Origin of the sequence: Oceanimonas sp. CAM02, from assembly GCF_032842915.1 — a bacterium.
Lineage (GTDB): Bacteria > Pseudomonadota > Gammaproteobacteria > Enterobacterales > Aeromonadaceae > Oceanimonas > Oceanimonas smirnovii.
The window spans coordinates 42759-60760 of the sequence record NZ_JAWJBK010000005.1; the positions used below are offsets into that span (position 1 = coordinate 42759).

The 18002-nt window shown below is 58.3% G+C and carries 16 protein-coding genes; 5 read left to right on the top strand and 11 right to left on the bottom strand.

From position 1 onward, the window contains the following. Positions 1–138 precede the first annotated feature (138 nt). The 6 genes from R0I78_RS01710 to lptM all read right to left on the bottom strand — a co-directional run bounded on the left by R0I78_RS01710 (position 139) and on the right by lptM (position 5054). Entirely contained in the window at positions 139–846 is a 708-nt protein-coding gene (locus tag R0I78_RS01710) for an HAD-IA family hydrolase (RefSeq protein WP_317074082.1), read from the bottom strand. Between the two features lie 399 nt (positions 847–1245). Continuing rightward, positions 1246–2160, bottom strand: coding sequence for a tyrosine recombinase XerC (gene xerC / locus R0I78_RS01715; RefSeq protein ID WP_019934649.1), 915 nt, complete (start codon positions 2158–2160; stop codon positions 1246–1248). After that, positions 2147–2830: a DUF484 family protein gene (locus R0I78_RS01720; RefSeq protein ID WP_019934648.1), complete on the bottom strand. Its 684-nt coding sequence runs from the start codon at positions 2828–2830 to the stop codon at positions 2147–2149. The genes xerC and R0I78_RS01720 overlap by 14 nt, the downstream gene beginning before the upstream one ends. After that, positions 2827–3660, bottom strand: a complete 834-nt coding sequence (dapF, locus tag R0I78_RS01725) for a diaminopimelate epimerase (protein WP_317074083.1) — start codon at positions 3658–3660, stop codon at positions 2827–2829. Before dapF ends, R0I78_RS01720 begins: the two co-directional genes overlap by 4 nt. A 3-nt stretch (positions 3661–3663) precedes the next feature. Continuing rightward, positions 3664–4920 (bottom strand): diaminopimelate decarboxylase, encoded by a 1257-nt coding sequence (gene lysA, locus R0I78_RS01730; RefSeq protein WP_019934646.1) that lies wholly within the window; start codon positions 4918–4920, stop codon positions 3664–3666. A gap of 11 nt (positions 4921–4931) precedes the next feature. Next, positions 4932–5054: an LPS translocon maturation chaperone LptM gene (gene lptM, locus R0I78_RS01735; RefSeq protein WP_019934645.1), complete on the bottom strand. Its 123-nt coding sequence runs from the start codon at positions 5052–5054 to the stop codon at positions 4932–4934. A 72-nt stretch (positions 5055–5126) separates the two neighbouring features. Between lptM and cyaY the strand changes: the two genes are divergently transcribed. Further along, positions 5127–5438 (top strand): iron donor protein CyaY, encoded by a 312-nt coding sequence (gene cyaY / locus R0I78_RS01740; RefSeq protein WP_317074084.1) that lies wholly within the window; start codon positions 5127–5129, stop codon positions 5436–5438. Between the two features lie 42 nt (positions 5439–5480). On the opposite strand, the gene R0I78_RS01745 is transcribed toward cyaY, so the two are convergent. Further along, positions 5481–8009, bottom strand: a complete 2529-nt coding sequence (locus R0I78_RS01745) for a class I adenylate cyclase (RefSeq protein ID WP_317074085.1) — start codon at positions 8007–8009, stop codon at positions 5481–5483. Between the two features lie 196 nt (positions 8010–8205). Here R0I78_RS01745 and hemC point away from each other — a divergent pair, with 196 nt between their 5' ends. The 4 genes from hemC to R0I78_RS01765 are packed head-to-tail and all read left to right on the top strand — an operon-like array spanning position 8206 to position 12193. After that, a complete protein-coding gene (gene hemC / locus R0I78_RS01750) occupies positions 8206–9135 on the top strand; it encodes a hydroxymethylbilane synthase (protein ID WP_019934642.1) in 930 nt (309 codons plus the stop codon). After that, entirely contained in the window at positions 9132–9863 is a 732-nt protein-coding gene (locus R0I78_RS01755) for a uroporphyrinogen-III synthase (protein ID WP_317074086.1), read from the top strand. The genes hemC and R0I78_RS01755 overlap by 4 nt, the downstream gene beginning before the upstream one ends. Positions 9864–9874: 11 nt before the next feature. After that, positions 9875–11005: a uroporphyrinogen-III C-methyltransferase gene (locus R0I78_RS01760; protein ID WP_019934640.1), complete on the top strand. Its 1131-nt coding sequence runs from the start codon at positions 9875–9877 to the stop codon at positions 11003–11005. 9 nt (positions 11006–11014) lie between these two features. Further along, the gene (locus tag R0I78_RS01765) at positions 11015–12193 is read left to right on the top strand and encodes a heme biosynthesis HemY N-terminal domain-containing protein (protein WP_317074087.1); all 1179 of its coding nucleotides are present in this window, start codon (positions 11015–11017) and stop codon (positions 12191–12193) included. A 428-nt stretch (positions 12194–12621) separates the two neighbouring features. Here the strand turns inward: R0I78_RS01765 and R0I78_RS01770 are convergent, their stop codons facing one another. The 4 genes from R0I78_RS01770 to ilvD all read right to left on the bottom strand — a co-directional run bounded on the left by R0I78_RS01770 (position 12622) and on the right by ilvD (position 17954). Continuing rightward, entirely contained in the window at positions 12622–13491 is an 870-nt protein-coding gene (locus tag R0I78_RS01770; protein WP_317074088.1) for an NAD(P)-dependent oxidoreductase, read from the bottom strand. Beyond that, positions 13488–14330: an urea transporter gene (locus R0I78_RS01775; protein WP_019934637.1), complete on the bottom strand. Its 843-nt coding sequence runs from the start codon at positions 14328–14330 to the stop codon at positions 13488–13490. Before R0I78_RS01775 ends, R0I78_RS01770 begins: the two co-directional genes overlap by 4 nt. Before the next feature lie 213 nt (positions 14331–14543). Then, complete coding sequence (gene ilvA, locus R0I78_RS01780) at positions 14544–16100, bottom strand: threonine ammonia-lyase, biosynthetic (protein WP_317074089.1); 1557 nt, start codon at positions 16098–16100, stop codon at positions 14544–14546. Between the two features lie 3 nt (positions 16101–16103). After that, a complete protein-coding gene (gene ilvD / locus R0I78_RS01785) occupies positions 16104–17954 on the bottom strand; it encodes a dihydroxy-acid dehydratase (RefSeq protein WP_317074090.1) in 1851 nt (616 codons plus the stop codon). Positions 17955–18002 lie beyond the last annotated feature (48 nt).

The window sequence follows — 18002 nt, forward strand, 5'->3', positions numbered from 1 at the left end:
CGGAGAGGAAAGGGCAGCCAACGCCAACACGCAGCAAGTACATCCATGTATACTCGACGATGGCATCCCTGCCATCGACGGTTGGCTAAGGCTATCCCTTCCCTCTCCCGAATAGTGTGTATTGCTGTAAACCGGCGATTATAACAGCTCGAGCAGATGCTCCAACCGCATCAGGGCCACCTGGGGCAAACACTGCAGATCCGCTTCGGTGCGGCCGTTGTCGTTGAGCCACACCGCCTGACAGCCACTGTGCACGGCACCGGCCACATCGGTATTAATATGATCGCCGATATGCAGAATCTCGCCGTGGTCCACCCCGGCCTGCTGCGCCAGCCGGTCAAACAAGTCCGGTGCCGGCTTCATGCGACCATGGGGGCCGGCCTTGAGCACTATCTCGAAATAGGGTGCCAGCTCGGTATGCTCCAGCGGCATATTGCCGTTGGTGATCACCGCCAGCCGGTACTTGTCCTTGAGCGCGGTCAGCACTCTATGGGTGGCCTCGGGCACCACTATTTTGCCCCGCTCGGCGAGAAAGCCCTGATAAAAGGTCTCGGCCAGCTGTTCCGCTTTATCTTTTGGTAACCCCTGCTGACACAGACCTTCTGCCAGCACGCGCAGCCGGCAGGCGCTGACATCGTGAGCCAGGGCCGGCTCTTCGGCAATCAGCCGGCGTTTGATCGCCGCCAGATTGTCCTTGCCCAGCAGAGTGGACTCCGGGTAATCGTTACGCAGCGCCTGCAGCAGCCAGTTCTCGGCTGCTGTCATTACCGGCACGTTGTCGTAGAGGGTGTCGTCCAGATCAAAGCTGAGCACCTTGACCGGTGCCATTCGTTTGTAAAAGCGCATGCATGAGTTCCGGTTTCAAAAGTCAGTGAAGGCATTCTAACCTGCTTTCGTCTTTCCCTTCACGCCTCGAAAACCGTCTGAGCGTCCTCGCCGGCGAAGCAGCAGCTGGGTTACCTCCGCCGACACGCTTCCAGCCCCTCCATGGGACGCTCGGCAAATGCCATCCCTGGCATTTGACGGTCGGCTTCACAATCCCAGCTGCGGCTTCGTTTGGCATTGGCGTCGGTTGTCAGCGAGTCATTTGGCAACTCGGTGGTGAACAAGGAGGGCAAAGGGTGTCTGCTTCGCAGCGCCCTCTGCGCCAGGGATGGCGCAGCGGAGCCCCCATGGAGGGGTTCACGGCGTGCCGGAGAAGCAGTGCCCTTTGACCGACGTGATTGCACGGACTTAATGGCCGCCTTACTCCTCATCCTTACGACGTTTGGCGCGCGGGTGGGCCTGGTCGTAGGCGTTGGCCAGATGCTGAAAGTCGAGGTGGGTATAGATTTGCGTGGTGGCCAGATCGGCGTGGCCCAGCAGTTCCTGCACCGCGCGCAGGTCGCCGCTGGACTCAAGCATGTGGGTGGCAAAGGAGTGGCGCAGCTTGTGGGGGTGCACATGACCGGCCAGTGCCTGCTGCTGACCCCGCTTGGCCAGGCGCAGCTGCACACTGCGGTGGGTAATGCGCCGGCGCTGCTTGCTGACAAACAAGGCCGGCTCGTCGGGGCCGGCCAGCTCGGGGCGTACCGTCAGCCATTTTTGCAGCCAGTCCAGCGCCATGCGCCCCACCGGCAGAATGCGCTCCTTGTTGCCCTTGCCCGTGACTCTGACCTGACGTTCGGCAAACTGCACATCATTCAGATTAAGATCCACCAGCTCCGCCAGTCGCAGACCGGAAGAATACATCAGCTCCATGATGGCTCTGTCCCGCACCGCCAGCGCATCGGACTCGTCCAGGTTCATCAGCTGATGCAGTTCATCCACATCCAGGTTTTTGGGCAGGGGCCGGCCCTGCTTGGGCGCACTCACGCCCTTGGCGGGATTGGCCACCAGCCGGCCATTCAGCACCAGCCAGTCGCAGAAACTGCGCAGGGCGCTGAGTTTGGCGGCAATGGAGCGGGGCGACAGCCCCTGTTTGTGCATGCGGGTGGCCAGCCCCCGGGCATGGGCCACCGACAGTTCGCCCCAGCCGGCAAGATGCAGCTCGGTCAGCTGCTCACTGATGGCAGTAAGGTGCCGGCGGTAGTTGTCCAGAGTGTGCGGGCTGAGCTGACGCTCCACCCGCAAATAATCGAGAAAGTCATCAATGGCTGAAGCCAGTTCAGGCGTGGCCATGTTCCACCATGCGCGGCAGCAGCAGCGCCAGAAAGCCGGCCAGCTGGCGAATAATCAGGGTATCCATGCCCGAGCGGTAGTGACTGCTGTCGGCACTGCCAAAGGCCAGCAGGCCCATTTCGCCCTGCTGACCAATGCGGATCAGGGCGCAGGAATTGACCAGAGAATCACCAAACAGCCGCTGTTTTTCTTCCCGGCCCAGCCGGCCCAGATACACGTCCTGCCCTGCCATGCGCTCGCGATAGAGCTTTTCCAGCTGCTCGCCGGGCCGGGCTTTGGGCAGATTGCACCAGCGGGCATCCGGCACCAGCCGCACTGCCGTAACACGAAGCCGCTCCCGCAGAGCATGGGCAATGCGCTGCTCCAGCTCCGCCGGCGTGCGGCAGTCAAACAGGCGGGGATACATATCAAGGTAAACGCGAAAAATACGCTCGTTCTCGCCCGCCACCGACATCAGCTGAGTGATTTCTTCTTCCAGCTGATGAATACGCTGGCGCTGGCGCTCCATACGGGCTTCCACCAGCGACACACTGCCCCGCTGCTCGTGGGGCAGCCGCAGCTGCTCAAGCAGGCCGGGGTGGCGCACAAAAAAGTCCGGCTGGCTGGCCAGGTAATCGGCAATGTGGCTTTCATCGAGCCCCGCCTCGGCCAGGGCGCTTTTATCGGTCATAGGGAGATCTGTCCGTCAAACACATGAGTGGCCGGGCCTGTCATGAATACCGGCTTGCCCGGGCCCTGCCAGGCGATGGTAAGGCTGCCGCCGGGCAGCGCTACCTTTACCCGCTCCGACAACTTGCCCCAGCTCATGCCCATGACCGCCGCCGCACAGGCACCGGTGCCGCAGGCCAGGGTTTCGCCGGCACCGCGCTCGTGCACCCTGAGCTTGATTTCACGGGCATTGATAATTTGCATAAAGCCCACGTTCACCCGGGCCGGAAAGCGCTCGTGGTTTTCCAGCACGGGCCCCAGGGTGGCTACCTGATCGGTGTTGATATCATCCACTTCCACCACGCAATGGGGGTTGCCCATGGACACGGCACCACAGAGCACAGTTTGGTCCTGGGCGCGCACCAGATAGGTTTTTTCCGCCTTCTGAGCCTTGAACGGAATATTGGCCGGATCAAACTCGGGCACCCCCATATTGACGGTGACCTGATTGTCCTTTTCCAGCTGCAGCACTATGTTGCCCTTTTGCGTGCTGACGGCAATGCGATCCTTGTTGGTCAGGCCCTTGAGCCGCACAAAACGGGCAAAGCAGCGGGCACCGTTGCCGCACTGCTCCACTTCGGAGCCATCGGCATTAAAGATGCGGTAGTGAAAGTCGAGCTCGGGATCATAGGGCGGTTCCACCAGCAGCAGCTGATCAAAACCCACCCCAAAATTGCGATCCGCCAGCTGGCGGATCACGTCAGGATTGAAAAAGACTTTCTGGGTGACGCCGTCCACCACCATAAAGTCGTTGCCCAGCCCCTGCATTTTGGAGAAATGAAGCGTGCTCATGGTTCAGGCCTCGGGCAGCAGGTGCTCGCCCCGCCACAAGTCCGCCAGCTGCTCGCGCTCACGCACCACAAAGGCCTGTTCACCGTCTACCATCACTTCAGCGGCCCGGGGGCGGCTGTTGTAGTTGGAGGCCATCACAAAGCCGTAGGCACCGGCAGAGCGTACCGCCAGCAGATCCCCTTCGGTAATGGCCAGTTCGCGGTCTTTACCGATAAAGTCACCGGTCTCGCAGATGGGACCGACGATGTCATACACCGCAGACTGACGCTCCAGAGTGCTGTCTACCGGAATAATGGCCTGCCAGGCGCTGTAAAGTGCGGGCCGGATCAGGTCGTTCATGGCCGCATCCACAATGGCGAAGTTCTTGGCTTCACCGGGCTTGAGGTGCTCCACTCTGGTCAGCAGCACACCGGCGTTGGCGGCAATGGCCCGGCCCGGCTCAAATACCAGGGTCAGATTGCGGCCCTGCAGGCGATTTTTCAGCTCTTCGGCGTAATGGCGCGGCTCCGGCGGCGTTTCGTTGTCGTAACGCACGCCCAGACCACCGCCCACATCCAGATGTTTAATGTGAATGCCGTCTTCGGCGAGATCGTCAATCAGCACCAGCAGCTTGTCGACCGCCTCCAGAAAAGGCGACAGCTCGGTCAGCTGAGAGCCGATATGGCAGTCTACGCCGTGAATATCGAGGTGACTCATGGCCGCGGCCTGGCGATAGATATTCCGCGCCTGTTCGATGGGAATGCCGAACTTGTTTTCCTTCAGACCGGTAGAGATATAAGGGTGAGTGCCGGCGTCGATATCCGGATTTACCCGAATGGACACAGGGGCCTTTACCCCCATGGCAGCGGCCACACCGTTAATGCGCGCCAGCTCGGCTACCGACTCCACGTTAAAGCAGAAGATGCCTTTTTCCAGACCCAGACGAATTTCGTCTTCGCGCTTGCCCACCCCGGAAAACACCACTTTTTTCGGATCGCCGCCGGCGGCAATAACCCGGCTCAGCTCACCACCGGAGACAATATCAAAGCCCGAACCCAGCCGCGCCAGCACATTCAGCACCGCCAGATTGGAGTTAGCCTTCACTGCATAGCACACCAGATGATCCACCTCGCCGGCGGCCTGATCAAAGGCGTTCCAGTGGCGCTCCAGAGTAGCGCGGGAATACACATAAAGCGGCGTGCCGTATTGCTCGGCCAGACGGGTGAGATCGCAGGCTTCACCGTAAAGGCGGCCATCATCCTGATAATTGAAATAATCCAAGGTTGTTTCCTTTACGACTGCTCAACCTGAGTGGGCTGCTGCTCGGTTTCGGGCAGGGTCAGCGGGCCTTTAAGGCCACATGCCGACAGGCCCAGAACCAGCGCAACCAGTGCGGTCAGCTTGAATTTGTTCATCGTATGACTGTGAATATGGTTCAGGGCTCTTATAATCGCATTCACATTCTCAAAAGCAATAGGAAGCGGGCAATGAACGACAGTGAATTTCATGCTCTGGCGGATGCCATTTATGAGCATATTGAGGCACGTATTGATGAAAGCGGTGAAGACATTGAATGTGAAACCGTGGGCGGCGTCATGAACCTGACCTTTGAGAACGGCGTCCAGTTTGTCATTAACCGGCAGGAGCCGCTGCATCAGATCTGGCTGGCCACCCGGGAAAACGGTCACCATTTTGCCCTGCAGGGCGACCAGTGGATAGATAACCGTCAGGGCCATGAGCTGCTGAGCTGGCTGACCCTGCAGGCCAAACGCCAGGGTGGCGTCGAACTGCCGCTGTAACAGCATCAATATAGCGCGGGCGGCAGTGGGGTTGCTGGTATCTCAGACCGGATCCGCCGGCAGCGGGTCCCGGTCGTCCTTGCTGGTGCGAAAGGTCAGCACCCGCACCTCGTCATTGGTGCGCACAATTTCATAATACTGGGGCAGGTTAAAGTGGCTGAAATGACTCTGCCCCTCTTTCTGCTCCTGGTTGGCGGTGTAGAGCCGGTTAATGCTCTGCACCAGCTCGTCTTTGCTGCCTGCCACCTGATGATAGACCTCGGTGCGGTTGGCCTCGTCAAGTATGTACAGGTTGTAGCCCTCACCGCTGCTTTCAAAGAAAAACTGCACCAGACCTTCACTGGCATAGGCATCCACCACCTCGGGCACCGGCTGACGCTGATGCTGATCCAGCCGCAGGGCATAGCTCAGTGCATTATTTCCTTGAGCATTCCCCTTGGTTGCGGGCACGCTGGTACGCTCTGGTTCCATGCGTTTCACACTCACACCCCGGCGCTCAAAGAAAATACCAAACTGCTCCAGCCCCAATTGTAACCGCTTGAGCCGATGACCGTTCACCGGACCCAGCCGTAATTCAATGCACTCCTGCACCAGCTGTTCAAAACGGGTGCGCAGCAAACTGCGCAAATGCCGGCTGTAGCAATACACATTCAGGGTTTCCGGCGGACTGGCACCCTGATGCATCTTGCCCAGCATGGCAGTCAGCGAGTCCACCACGGCGGTACTGCCGCCAAAATGCAGCGTACGCACCTCATCCCAGGAGTTGCGGTAAATAATATCTACTGAGCCCGCCAGGTTTTCCTGCTGACGGCCAAAACTGAAAGGGTTACTGGTGCTGGCACCAAATTCCAGGGTTCTGTCCCGCCGGTGGGCAGTAGGATCTTCTTCCAGATTAAGGAAGATAGCCAGGTGGCGCACTTCACAGGGCCGGCTCAGCGCCAGATTGCTCGGCTCCGGCAGCCGTGCCGGAAACAGAGCCGCCAGATCACGGCTGAACTCCTGCAAATGCTGCAGATTCAGATCCGTACTCTGATTAAACAGGTGCCACCGGCTTTGCTCTGTCAGCAAACCGTTAAAATGCGCCCAGGCTACCAGCTTGCTGGCATAGTCGCTGTGCTCTATGGCACTGCGGCCCAGAATATCGGCGGGGTTAAGACCATATTTATATAAATACCAGCCGGCCTGATTGACCCGGCCCTGAGGCACCTGCACCAGACTGATATCGGGTTCGCTCAAATCCGGCGCAATACGCAGGTTAATCAGCTGCACCTTGCCCGGCAGGTTTTCAAAGGCAGCATAGAGCTTGCGCGACAAAATGCCGATATCTTCCGGGTTAATGGACTCACTGATGTTATTGCGCCGGGCAAACTGGATCAGACTGCGATAGCTCTGCATCAGGGCTTCCAGCAGTTCGCCGTAGGCAGCCTTGACCTCTTCTACCTTCCAGTTGGCCCTGTTATCGAGTCTGGCCAGTTTTTCTGCCGGCCAGCCCCACAAACCAATTAACCGGTCCATGATCTGTTGCCGCCAGGCCAGAGACTCATCGTTTTCCTGCTCCGGCATCAGGGCTTCCGACACTTTCAGATAAAAACAGCGACGCACCAGATCCAGGCGCTTTTCATCCCCGATGGATTTCAGATAATCGGTCACTTTTTCCAGCATCAGCACATAGTGATCCTGGGTTTCATCGAGTGTTTCAGCAGTCTGAAAGACCCCCTTCAGCTGACGGCATAACAGCTGAGTGTCGGGATATTCATGGGAATAGGCTTCCATCAGTACGGTTTTCAGCACCGCCTTGTAGGGGGAGTCGATGCTTTTGTAGAGCTGCCACAGCGCCGAGCCAAAATATTCTTCTGCAGGAATGCGCGCAAATCCGCCCAGGTCCAGCCACTCATCGTGGTTAAGGGTACCGCTGGCAAACTGCTCCGCCACAAACTGATCATAGCCGGGCCCCAGCTTGCCGGGGGCAAACATCCACACCAGCCGTTTGCCGGCAATGCGCAGGTGGCTGCGGTAAAACTCATCCAGCAGCAGCAGATGCTGAGCGCTGCCGCAGCTCTCCCCTTGTACCGACTGCTGATTGTCGGTGCGAAACTTGTTATCGGGAATGAGAAAAAAGTTGAGCTCAACTCCCCGCTGATCGGCCCATTTGGAGATCAACAGGCACTTCTGCTGCAACAAGGCGGCCCGGGCCGGTGCCAGCGTGTGCGCATGACACACCCAGATATCCAGATCGGAGCGATGGCCCTGACCGATGGAAGAGGTGCTGCCCATGGAATAGAGACCCAGAATGTCACATTCGTGCTGCTCCAGGCCCTGATGCTCGTGGGCGGCACGGCACAGCTCGTCAATAAACTCCCGCTGACAGTCATTGGGCACAAACTGACAAATGCCTGCAGGCACGTCACCGGGAACATAACCCGGCAACAGAGCATGATGGTAGTGCAGCAATAAGGGCAACAGTTCAAATACCTGCTGGCCCTGACGATTCATCACCGCCGAGGCTCGCGTCAGCTTCTGCTGATTAAATTGCTCACACCGTTCAACGAGCTGATGAAAATTAGCGTGCAAAAGGTTCTGGCCTTCGTTGGACCGACATATAACCCGACACGGGTCAAAAGTGTGATCATGGTAACAATTAGTCAGTAAATGAACAATAACCTGCAAGACAGAGTCATGGCCCGCCGTTTAACCTTTGCTCTTTGCCTGAAACGCTCAGACAACAGTGATAACATCGGGCGCAATACTCACAAACAACGAGAGTTTTATGGCTAATCGCATCATTCGTATCGCCACCCGTAAAAGCCTGTTGGCTTTGTGGCAGGCTCATTATGTAAAGGAACGCCTGGAATCACTGCACAGCGACGTCACCGTTGAACTGGTCCCCATGACTACCAAAGGAGATGTGCTGCTCGATACTCCGCTGTCCAAAATTGGCGGCAAGGGGCTCTTTATCAAGGAGCTGGAGCAGGCCATGCTCGATGGCCGGGCCGATATTGCCGTGCACTCCATGAAAGACGTACCGGTGGAGTTTCCCGAAGGACTGGGTCTGACGGTGATTTGCGAACGCGAAGATCCGCGGGATGCCTTTGTGTCCAACCATTATCAAACCCTGGCTGAGCTGCCTGCCGGTGCCGTTGTGGGCACCGCCAGTCTGCGCCGGGAGTGCCAGATCCGCGCCCGCTATCCGCACCTGGAAGTAAAAACCCTGCGTGGCAACGTGCAGACCCGGCTGCGTAAGCTGGATGACGGCGAGTATGATGCCATTATTCTGGCAGCAGCCGGCCTCAAGCGACTGGAACTGGACGACCGTATTGCCGGCTTGCTGAGCCCGGAAGACAGCCTGCCTGCCAACGGTCAGGGTGCCGTCGGCATCGAGTGCCGCCTGGACGATGCCGAGTTGCTGGAGCTGCTGGCACCGCTCAATGACCGCGACACTCAGCTGCGGGTAGAAGCAGAGCGAGCCATGAACCATGGCCTGCAAGGGGGTTGCCAGGTGCCTATCGGATCTTATGCCCTGCTGGAAGGCGATCAGCTCTGGCTGCGGGGTCTGGTCGGCCGCCCCGATGGTACCAAAGTACTCTATGATGAGATTCGCGGCCCCGCCGAACAGGGCCGGACTCTGGGTGCCGAGCTTGCCAAACGTTTGCTGGCCGCCGGTGCTGATCAAATTCTGGCCGAGGTCTATTCGTCGTGATCCCGCTGGTGGTCCGGCCCGAGCCGCAAAACCACAGCTTGTGCGAGGCACTGCGCCGGGCCGGCCATCAGCCGGTGGCCACCCCGCTGCTGACCTTTGAATCCGGTGCTGAACTGAGCCGGGTGCCGGCGTTGCTTAGCGAGCTTGGCAGCAAGGATTATGTGATAGCGGTCAGCGTACAAGCGGTTAATTTCGCTGATAATGCACTGAAAAGTCAGAGTTCGGGCTGGCCTGACGTCACCTATGTGGCTGTGGGTGAGGCTACCGGTAGGGCGTTTGCTGCCGCAGGTATAACCAATGCGCTGGTGCCCGACGATCCGCGTTCGGAAGGGATGATAAGTCTGCCCGAGCTGCAGCATCCCGATGGCTGCCGAGTCCTGATCCTGCGCGGCGATGGCGGTCGCCACATGATGGCCCCTGCTCTGGCAGCACGGGGGGCACAGGTCAGCTATTGTGAAGTGTATCGCCGCTGTTATCGCCAGGACACTGACGGAACTCTGGTGCAACGCTGGCAGCAGCAGGGCGTGGACAGTATTATCATCACCAGTGGTGGCCTGCTACAGCATCTGTTTATGCTTGCTGAGCACACTGCAAAAAACTGGCTGCTGAGCCGCATATTGATAGTGCCCAGCATTCGCGTGGTTGAGCAGGCGAAACAATTGGGCTTTACCCACATCATCAATGCAAAAGGTGCATCCAACACGGCGTTGATCGGCGCACTTGGATGAGAGGAAAAGGAATGACTGACAAAAAACAAGAGCAACAGGACGACAAACTGGTCGCTGATACCACACCGGCGTCCTCCTCTGCCGAGTCCAACCACGAAGACACCACTCAGACCGGGCAGTCCGGCAACACCCAGGCGGAGCAAGCGGCCAAAGAAAAACAGCCTTCATCGGGTAAAGGTCTGGCCACCGTTGCCATCGTGCTGGCAGTGGTACTGACCGGCGGCCTTTACTGGCACGGTCATCAGCAGGGTGAAAACCAGGCCGCACAGCTGGCTGCCATGGAAAGTCGCCTGGCCGAGCAACAAGCCACCATCAGCTCACTGAAAAGCCAGCAGAGCTCAGCCCTGAATGAAATTGAACGTGCTCAGAGCAGCGTGACCGAGCAGGTGGAAGGTCTGTCCCGCAAGGTGCTGGATCTGGATACCAAGCGCCCCAATGACTGGATGCTGGCAGAAGCCGAATATCTGGTGCGCATGGCCGGCCGCAAACTGTGGCTGGAACAGGACGCCGTGTCTGCCGCCATGATGCTGGCCAATGCCGACGAGCGCCTGGCCGCTGTCAATGATCCCACTCTGGTACCGATACGAAAAGCACTGGCCGATGATATTGCCAGCATCAAATCAGTGAAAAAAGTCGACCGCGAAGGTCTGGTCATCAAGCTGAACAGCATTAACGATCAGGTCGACAAGCTCAAGCTGGCCGGCATTATTATGGCGCGGGCCGAAGAGCCCGATCTGACGCTGTCAGAGTCTGTAGATGACTGGCAGGAAAACCTGAAAAAGAGCTGGGCCAGCTTCAGCGAAAACTTTGTTACCGTCCGCCGCCGTGACGGTAATGTGGAAGCCCTGCTCTCTCCTCAGCAGCACTGGTATCTGAGTGAAAACCTCAAGGGCAAGTTGCTGCAGGCGCAGCTGGCAGTCTATCGCGAGCAGCAGGAAATTTACGACAGTGCTCTGGCCCAGTCCGAGCAGTGGCTGACCGACTATTTTGCCGACGACAGCGTGCGCCAGTTTATGCTGGAGCAGATTGGCCAGCTCAAGGGCCAGCAGATAAGCGTAGATTACCCCGAGCAGTTTGCCGCTCAGGAGCGTCTGCAGCAGCTGCTGGATGACCGGCTGCAACGCCTGCTCACCGGCCTTTAAGGAGGACTTATGATACGTCTTGCTGTTATTGTTGCCTTTCTGGCGGCCGGCTTGATCTATGGTCCTGCCTTTATGGGCAAGCAGGGTTATGTACTGTTCAGCCTGGGCCATTACACCATTGAAACCACCGTCACCGTATTTTTGGTGGCGGCAGTGCTGTTTTATGTGCTGCTGCTGTTTATTGAATGGCTGCTGGGCCGTATTTTTGGCATCAGCCACCGCACCAAGGGCTGGTTTATGGGCCGCCGCCGCCGCAAGGCCCTGAACTATACCCAGAGCGGCATGCAGGCACTGGTGGCGGAAGATTACGCCAATGCTGAAAAAATGCTGCTAAAAGGTACCAAGGGCAACGAGCTGGCGCTGCTTAACTACCTGAATGCAGCCAGTGCTGCTCAGGCTCAGGGTAATGACCAAAAGCGCGATGACTATCTGCAACAGGCCCGCGAGCAGCACCCCGCTGCCGGCCTGGCGGTGGGCATTACTCAGGCCCGGCTGCAATATCAGCAGGGAGAGTTTGAGCAGGCCCTGGCCGGTGTGCAGGAGCTGGAAAGCACTTATGGTCAGCAGCCGGCGCTGCTCAAACTGCAAAAAGATGTATATGTGGCTACCGGCCAGTGGCAGTCCCTGCTCGGTATTCTGGATACTCTGGCCAACAAGAACCTGATTGACGCAGAAGAAAAAGAAGCGTTGCGTCATCAGTCCTGGCTGGGCCGTTTTGATCAGGCCGCTCACGATGAAGGCAGCAATGGCCTTATCAAGGTGTGGCAGGCACTGCCACGTAAAGACAAATACAATCCTGAGCTGCTGCTGCCCCTGTGTAACCGGCTTATCAGCCTCAAGGCCCACAAGGAAGCTCAGCAGCTGCTGCTGGAAGGTCTCGACAAGAAAACCGATGCCGGCCTGCTGCTGTGCGCGACTCATCTGCAACTTAGCGACTATCACCCGCTGCTTGCCGCGCTGGAAAAGAAAGCCAAAAAGGAAAACCTGCCTGAGCTGCATTCCGCCCTTGGCCGCCTTTATATCAAGGCCGGTAAAGATGAACAGGCCGAGCCGCACCTGCAGCAGGCAGTGGCACAAAAGCCCGATGCACAGGACTATATACTGCTGGCTGAGCTGGCAGAAAAGCGCAAGGATCTGACCCAGGCCAATGACTACTACAAACACAGTCTGGCCCTGGGCACGGCCTGAGCCACAGCCATAAACGCAAAAAGAGGAGCTTCGGCTCCTCTTTTTTGATCGTGCACTTTCGTCGGGCAAAGGGCACTGCTTCTTCGGCACGCCGTGAACCCATCCATAGGGGCTCCGCTGCACCATCCGTGGCGCAGAGGGCACGACGAAGCAGACACCCTTTGCCCTCCTGATCACGAACTGAATTGTCTATCAGTGACCAGCTAACGGAACCGATATTTCAGGAAGCAGCAGCAGGGTTTGCCGGAACCGACCGTCAAATGCCAAGGACGGCATTTGCCGAACGCCCATGGGGTGAGCTTGCTCACCGTGACGAAGTAAAAAAGCCTGACCGAACATTGAATATGTTCGCAGCAGGCTTTTTTAATGAGTGGCATTCAATGCAGCGTGTCGGTGGAGGCAACCCTGCTGTTGCTTCACATTGCGGATCAGACGTCTTTATACAGCTTGATCAGGGTCGCCGGATCCCGCTCCAGAAAGCCCTTGCTGCCGTGCTGGCGCATCAGCTGGGCGGCCAGCCCGGACATGGGGGTAGCACTGCCGGCGCGCAGGCTTTGAGCTACTGCCATATCCAGATCTTTAAGCAAAGTGCGCACATGCCACTTGGGATCAGGATCGGACTCTTCCGCCATCAGGGGGCCGGTAATCTGCATGGGTTTGGAGTCGGCAAAACCACCGGCCAGGGCAGTGGGGATCTGCTCGGCATCAACGCCGCAGGCCTTGGCCAGCGCCATCATTTCTGCCAGCACCATCAGGTTACAGCCCACTATCATCTGGTTGCACACCTTGGTGACCTGGCCGGCACCCACGCCGCCCATACGGGTTACCCGCTGGGACAGCGGTGCCAGCACCGGGCGAATGTGCTCAATATCAGCTTCTTCGCCGCCACACATGATGGCCAGGGTGCCTGCCTCGGCACCGGCCACGCCGCCGGACACCGGTGAGTCAACCCAGCTCATGCCGCAGGCGTCTTGCAACCGCCTGGCATAGTCTTTGGTAGCCTCGGGATCGGAGCTGGAAAAGTCCACCAGCAGCTGGCCGGCCCGGCCATGCTCAGCCACGCCGCCCTCGCCAAACACCACGGCTTCCACCACAGCAGTATTGGCCAGACACAACATCACTACATCTACCCGCTCGGTCAGCTCACCAATGCTGGCAGCCACGTTGGCACCGGCGGCAGCCACCTCGGTCAGCTTGTCAGCACTGCGGTTCCATACAGTGACATCATGGCCGGCAGCCAGCAGCCGCTGAGTCATGGGGTTGCCCATCAGACCAATGCCGATAAATCCCAGTTTCATACCTTCTCCCTGTTTGTGGAATTTGCGCACCGGTAATAACACAGGCCTTTCTGCAATGCCAGGCACAGCCAGCAGCTGAGCACAAAAGGCATGGTCAGCATGGGCAAGCCAAGCTTGAGCATGACGGCGGTCATCAACCCGGCCAGAGCCGGTGCCAGCAGCATCCAGATTTGTTTGTGGCCACCCCAGAACATGGCAATGGCGGCCAGTACACCGTTATAACCGGTAAGGCCAAAGTTGATATAGTCCGGGTTCACCAGCAACAGCAGTGCTGCACCACTGGACACCATGGCACCCACAAAGGCCCAGCCCAGCATCTCTATGCCAACCAGTAACAGAGCGACACAAATTAATACCGCCGGCACCGTATCTGGCAGAAAGATCACCTGGCCAATAGCCGACAGTGAAAAGTTGTAGCCCTGCGGTACTTCATCGGCCACCCGCTGCCCCACAAAATACAGCCAGGGCAGTACCACCAGGTTAAACGGCAGCGTATACCAGGGAATGGCGGCCAGCCGGCGCAGCCGGTAATACAGCCAGGCTGAAACCATGCCACCCAGTGCTGACATCATCAGCCAGAACGACGTGTGCTCGGCAAACAGGCCAAAGGCCAGCCCCACCAGGGCGGCGTTAAAGCCAAACAAGCCGTCGCGCCAGGCGTCCGGCTCCCACTTACAAACCAGCGCCAGCAAAGTGGCAGCCAGGGTCGCCAGCATCATGGTGGCGGCCATCCAGGGAGACACCCAGAGCACACCCGCCACTATCAGCGCACCGGCAAGGCGGTTGTTTATAAAATATATCTGGCCGATGGCGGCCAGCAGAGAAGACAACAGCGCCACGAAAGACACTCCTGTGCCAAAAGGGAAGAAAACAGAGACGGCGCGATTAAAACAGCTGAACGAAAACTGGTCAATAAATAATTGTAAACAGTTTTGTATTAAAGGTTATGAGGGTTTCAACAGAAAACCTCATTGTTAGTAAAATGTAAAAAAAGCAGGCAGACAAACAAAAATGCCGGGAAAACCCCGGCATTAAAACAGAGCCTCAGCCTGTCAGCTGGCCAGAAAAAAGCGATAGGCGGGATCTTGAGTTACGTCGTACCAGGTGTAACCCAGCTCCGCCAGATGCTGCTCAAAAGATGCCATGTCGCTGTCGGGCAATTCAAAGCCGCACAGCACCCGGCCAAACTCGGCACCATGGTTACGATAATGGAACAGGCTGATGTTCCAGCGAGTGCCAAGGGTGTGCAAAAAGCGCATCAGGGCACCGGGCTGCTCAGGGAAACGAAAGCTGTACAGCCGCTCCTGCAGCGGCTTGGGCGTACGGCCACCGACCATATAGCGAACATGAGACTTGGCCAGATCATTGTCGGTCATATTGGCCACCGGATAACCGGCCTGCTCAAGCTCCGCCATGATCTGCACCAGCTCCCGATCGCCGTCGGACAGCCGCACCGACACCAGCAATGCTGCCTTGTCGTCGGAAGAGTAACGGTAGTTGAACTCGGTCACCATGCGGTTGCCGAGCACCTCGCAGAACGCCAGAAACGAGCCTTTGCGCTCCGGAATCGTCACTGCCAGCACTCCTTCCCGCTTTTCTCCCAGCTCACATCGCTCGGACACATAACGCAGGGAATGGAAGTTGACGTTGGCACCACTCAGTACCGCCGCCATACGGGCATGAGAATAATCCCCGGCCTGGCTGTATTTCTTCAGACCTGCCAAAGACAATGCACCGGAAGGCTCGGCAATAGCGCGGGTATCTTCAAAGATATCCTTAAGGGCAGCACAGATCTCGTCGGTCGTAACCGTGATGACACCATCCAGAAATTCCCGGCACAGGCGAAAGGTCTCAGTGCCAATGCGCTTTACCGCCACGCCGTCGGCAAACAGGCTGACCCGGTCGAGAGTGACGATGTCACCGGCGTTGAGCGCCGCCTTGAGACAGGCGGAGCCCTCGGCTTCCACCCCTATCACCTTAACCTGGGGCAGCAACTGCTTGATGTATACCGCCACGCCGGCGGCCAGGCCGCCGCCGCCCACGGGCACAAACACATGGGTCAGGCGGGTATCCTGCTCCAGCAGCTCCCGGCCCACTGTGCCCTGGCCGGCAATCACGTCTTCGTCATCAAAGGGCGGTATCAGGGTGGCACCGGTTTCCTGCATCAGCTCCAGACAACGGGCATAGGCTTCGTCGAAGTTGTTGCCGTGCAGCACTACCTTGCCGCCAAAGCGGCGCACCGACTCCACCTTGATGTCGGGGGTGACGGTGGGCATGACGATGGTGGCATCAATGCCCAGCTTGGCCGCCGACAGTGCCACACCCTGAGCGTGGTTGCCGGCAGAGGCGGCAATAACGCCGTGCTGCTGCTGCTCGGGGGTAAGCCCGGCAATTTTGTTGTAGGCACCCCGCAACTTGAAAGAATGCACCGGCTGCATGTCTTCCCGTTTGAGCGACACCGGGTGCCCCAGCCGCTCGGAAATCTTTTTGAGCGGGGTCAATGGTGTTACCCGGGCAGCCTCATACACCGGCGATAACAGAATGCGACGCAGATACTCGGTAGCCGAACGGGGCGTGCCTTTCTCTTCTTTCAATGCCGGCTGTGCCATGGATCAGCCTCCCAGTTTGCTGCGATCACGCACCGCGCCCTTGTCGGCGCTGGTAGCCAGCGACGCATAAGCGCGCAGGGCAAAAGAGACTTCCCGCTCACGATCTACCGGACGCCAGGCCTGTTCACCCTTGGCATCCATGGCTTCGCGGCGGGCCGTCAGCTCCTGCCCGGATACCGCCAGCTCAATTTTGCGGGCCGGAATGTCGATCTCGATAATATCGCCGGTCTGCACCAGACCGATGGTGCCGCCGTTGGCTGCTTCCGGAGAAACGTGACCGATGGACAGACCGGAAGTACCGCCGGAGAAACGACCATCGGTGATCAGAGCGCACTGAGTACCCAGTCCCATGGACTTGAGGTAGGTGGTGGGATACAGCATTTCCTGCATGCCCGGGCCGCCTTTAGGACCTTCGTAGCGAATCACCACCACCTCACCGGCCTTCACTTCGCCGCCGAGAATGCCGGCCACAGCGGTGTCCTGGCTTTCATAAACCCGGGCCGGACCACGGAAGGTGAGGTTGTCGTCGGCCACGCCGGCGGTTTTGACGATACAGCCGTCAATGGCCAGGTTGCCGGCCAGCACGGCGAGACCGCCTTCCTGGCTGTAGGCGTTCTCAAAACTACGAATACAGCCCTCGGTACGGTCATCATCCAGGGTGTCCCAGCGGCAGTCCTGGCTGAAGGCCTTGGTGGTACGAATGCCTGCCGGGCCAGCACGGAACATGGTTTTCACCGCTTCATTACCGGTCACCATGATGTCGTATTCGGCCAGCTGCTCCGCCAGGGTCATGCCCAGCACGGTATTCACATTGGTGTTGAGCAAATCTGCCCGGGCCAGCTCGGCCAGAATGCCCATCACACCGCCGGCACGGTGCACGTCTTCCATGTGATACTTCTGAGTGGACGGGGCTACCTTGCACAGCTGAGGTACCTTGCGCGACAGGGCGTCGATATCGTCCATGGTGAAGTCTGTTTCCGCTTCCTGAGCAGCGGCCAGCAGATGCAGCACAGTATTGGTGGAGCCACCCATGGCGATATCCAGCACCATGGCGTTTTCAAACGCGGCCTTGGTGGCGATATTGCGCGGCAGCACGCTGGCGTCGTCACCTTCGTAATAACGCTTGGTCAGCTCCACAATGCGGTGACCGGCGGTCTTGAACAGCTGCTCACGATCGGCGTGAGTGGCCAGCAGGGAGCCGTTACCGGGCTGAGACAGACCCAGCGCTTCGGTCAGGCAGTTCATGGAATTGGCGGTAAACATGCCGGAGCAGGAACCACAGGTAGGGCAGGCGCTGCGTTCAACCTGTTCGCTCTGTTCGTCAGAAACGGTGGGATCGGCCCCCTGAATCATGGCGTCCACCAGATCCAGCTTAATCAGCTGATCGGACAGCTTGGTCTTGCCCGCTTCCATGGGGCCACCAGAGACAAAGATCACCGGAATATTGATCCGCAGAGCGGCCATCAGCATGCCGGGAGTAATCTTGTCACAGTTGGAGATACACACCATGGCATCGGCGCAGTGGGCATTCACCATATATTCCACCGAATCGGCAATCAGCTCCCGGCTGGGCAGGGAATACAGCATGCCGCCATGACCCATGGCGATACCGTCATCCACCGCTATGGTGTTGAACTCCTTGGCCACACCGCCGGCGGCTTCAATTTCCCGGGCCACCAGCTGACCCATGTCTTTCAGGTGAACATGACCGGGTACAAACTGGGTGAAGGAGTTCACCACGGCGATAATCGGCTTGCCGAAATCATTCTCGGTCATGCCGGTGGCGCGCCACAGGGCGCGGGCGCCGGCCATATTACGACCGTGGGTGGTGGTGGCTGAACGATACCTTGGCATTCCTTTTACTCCTGATATTACTTGAGAACAACGGGACGTGACTGCGCC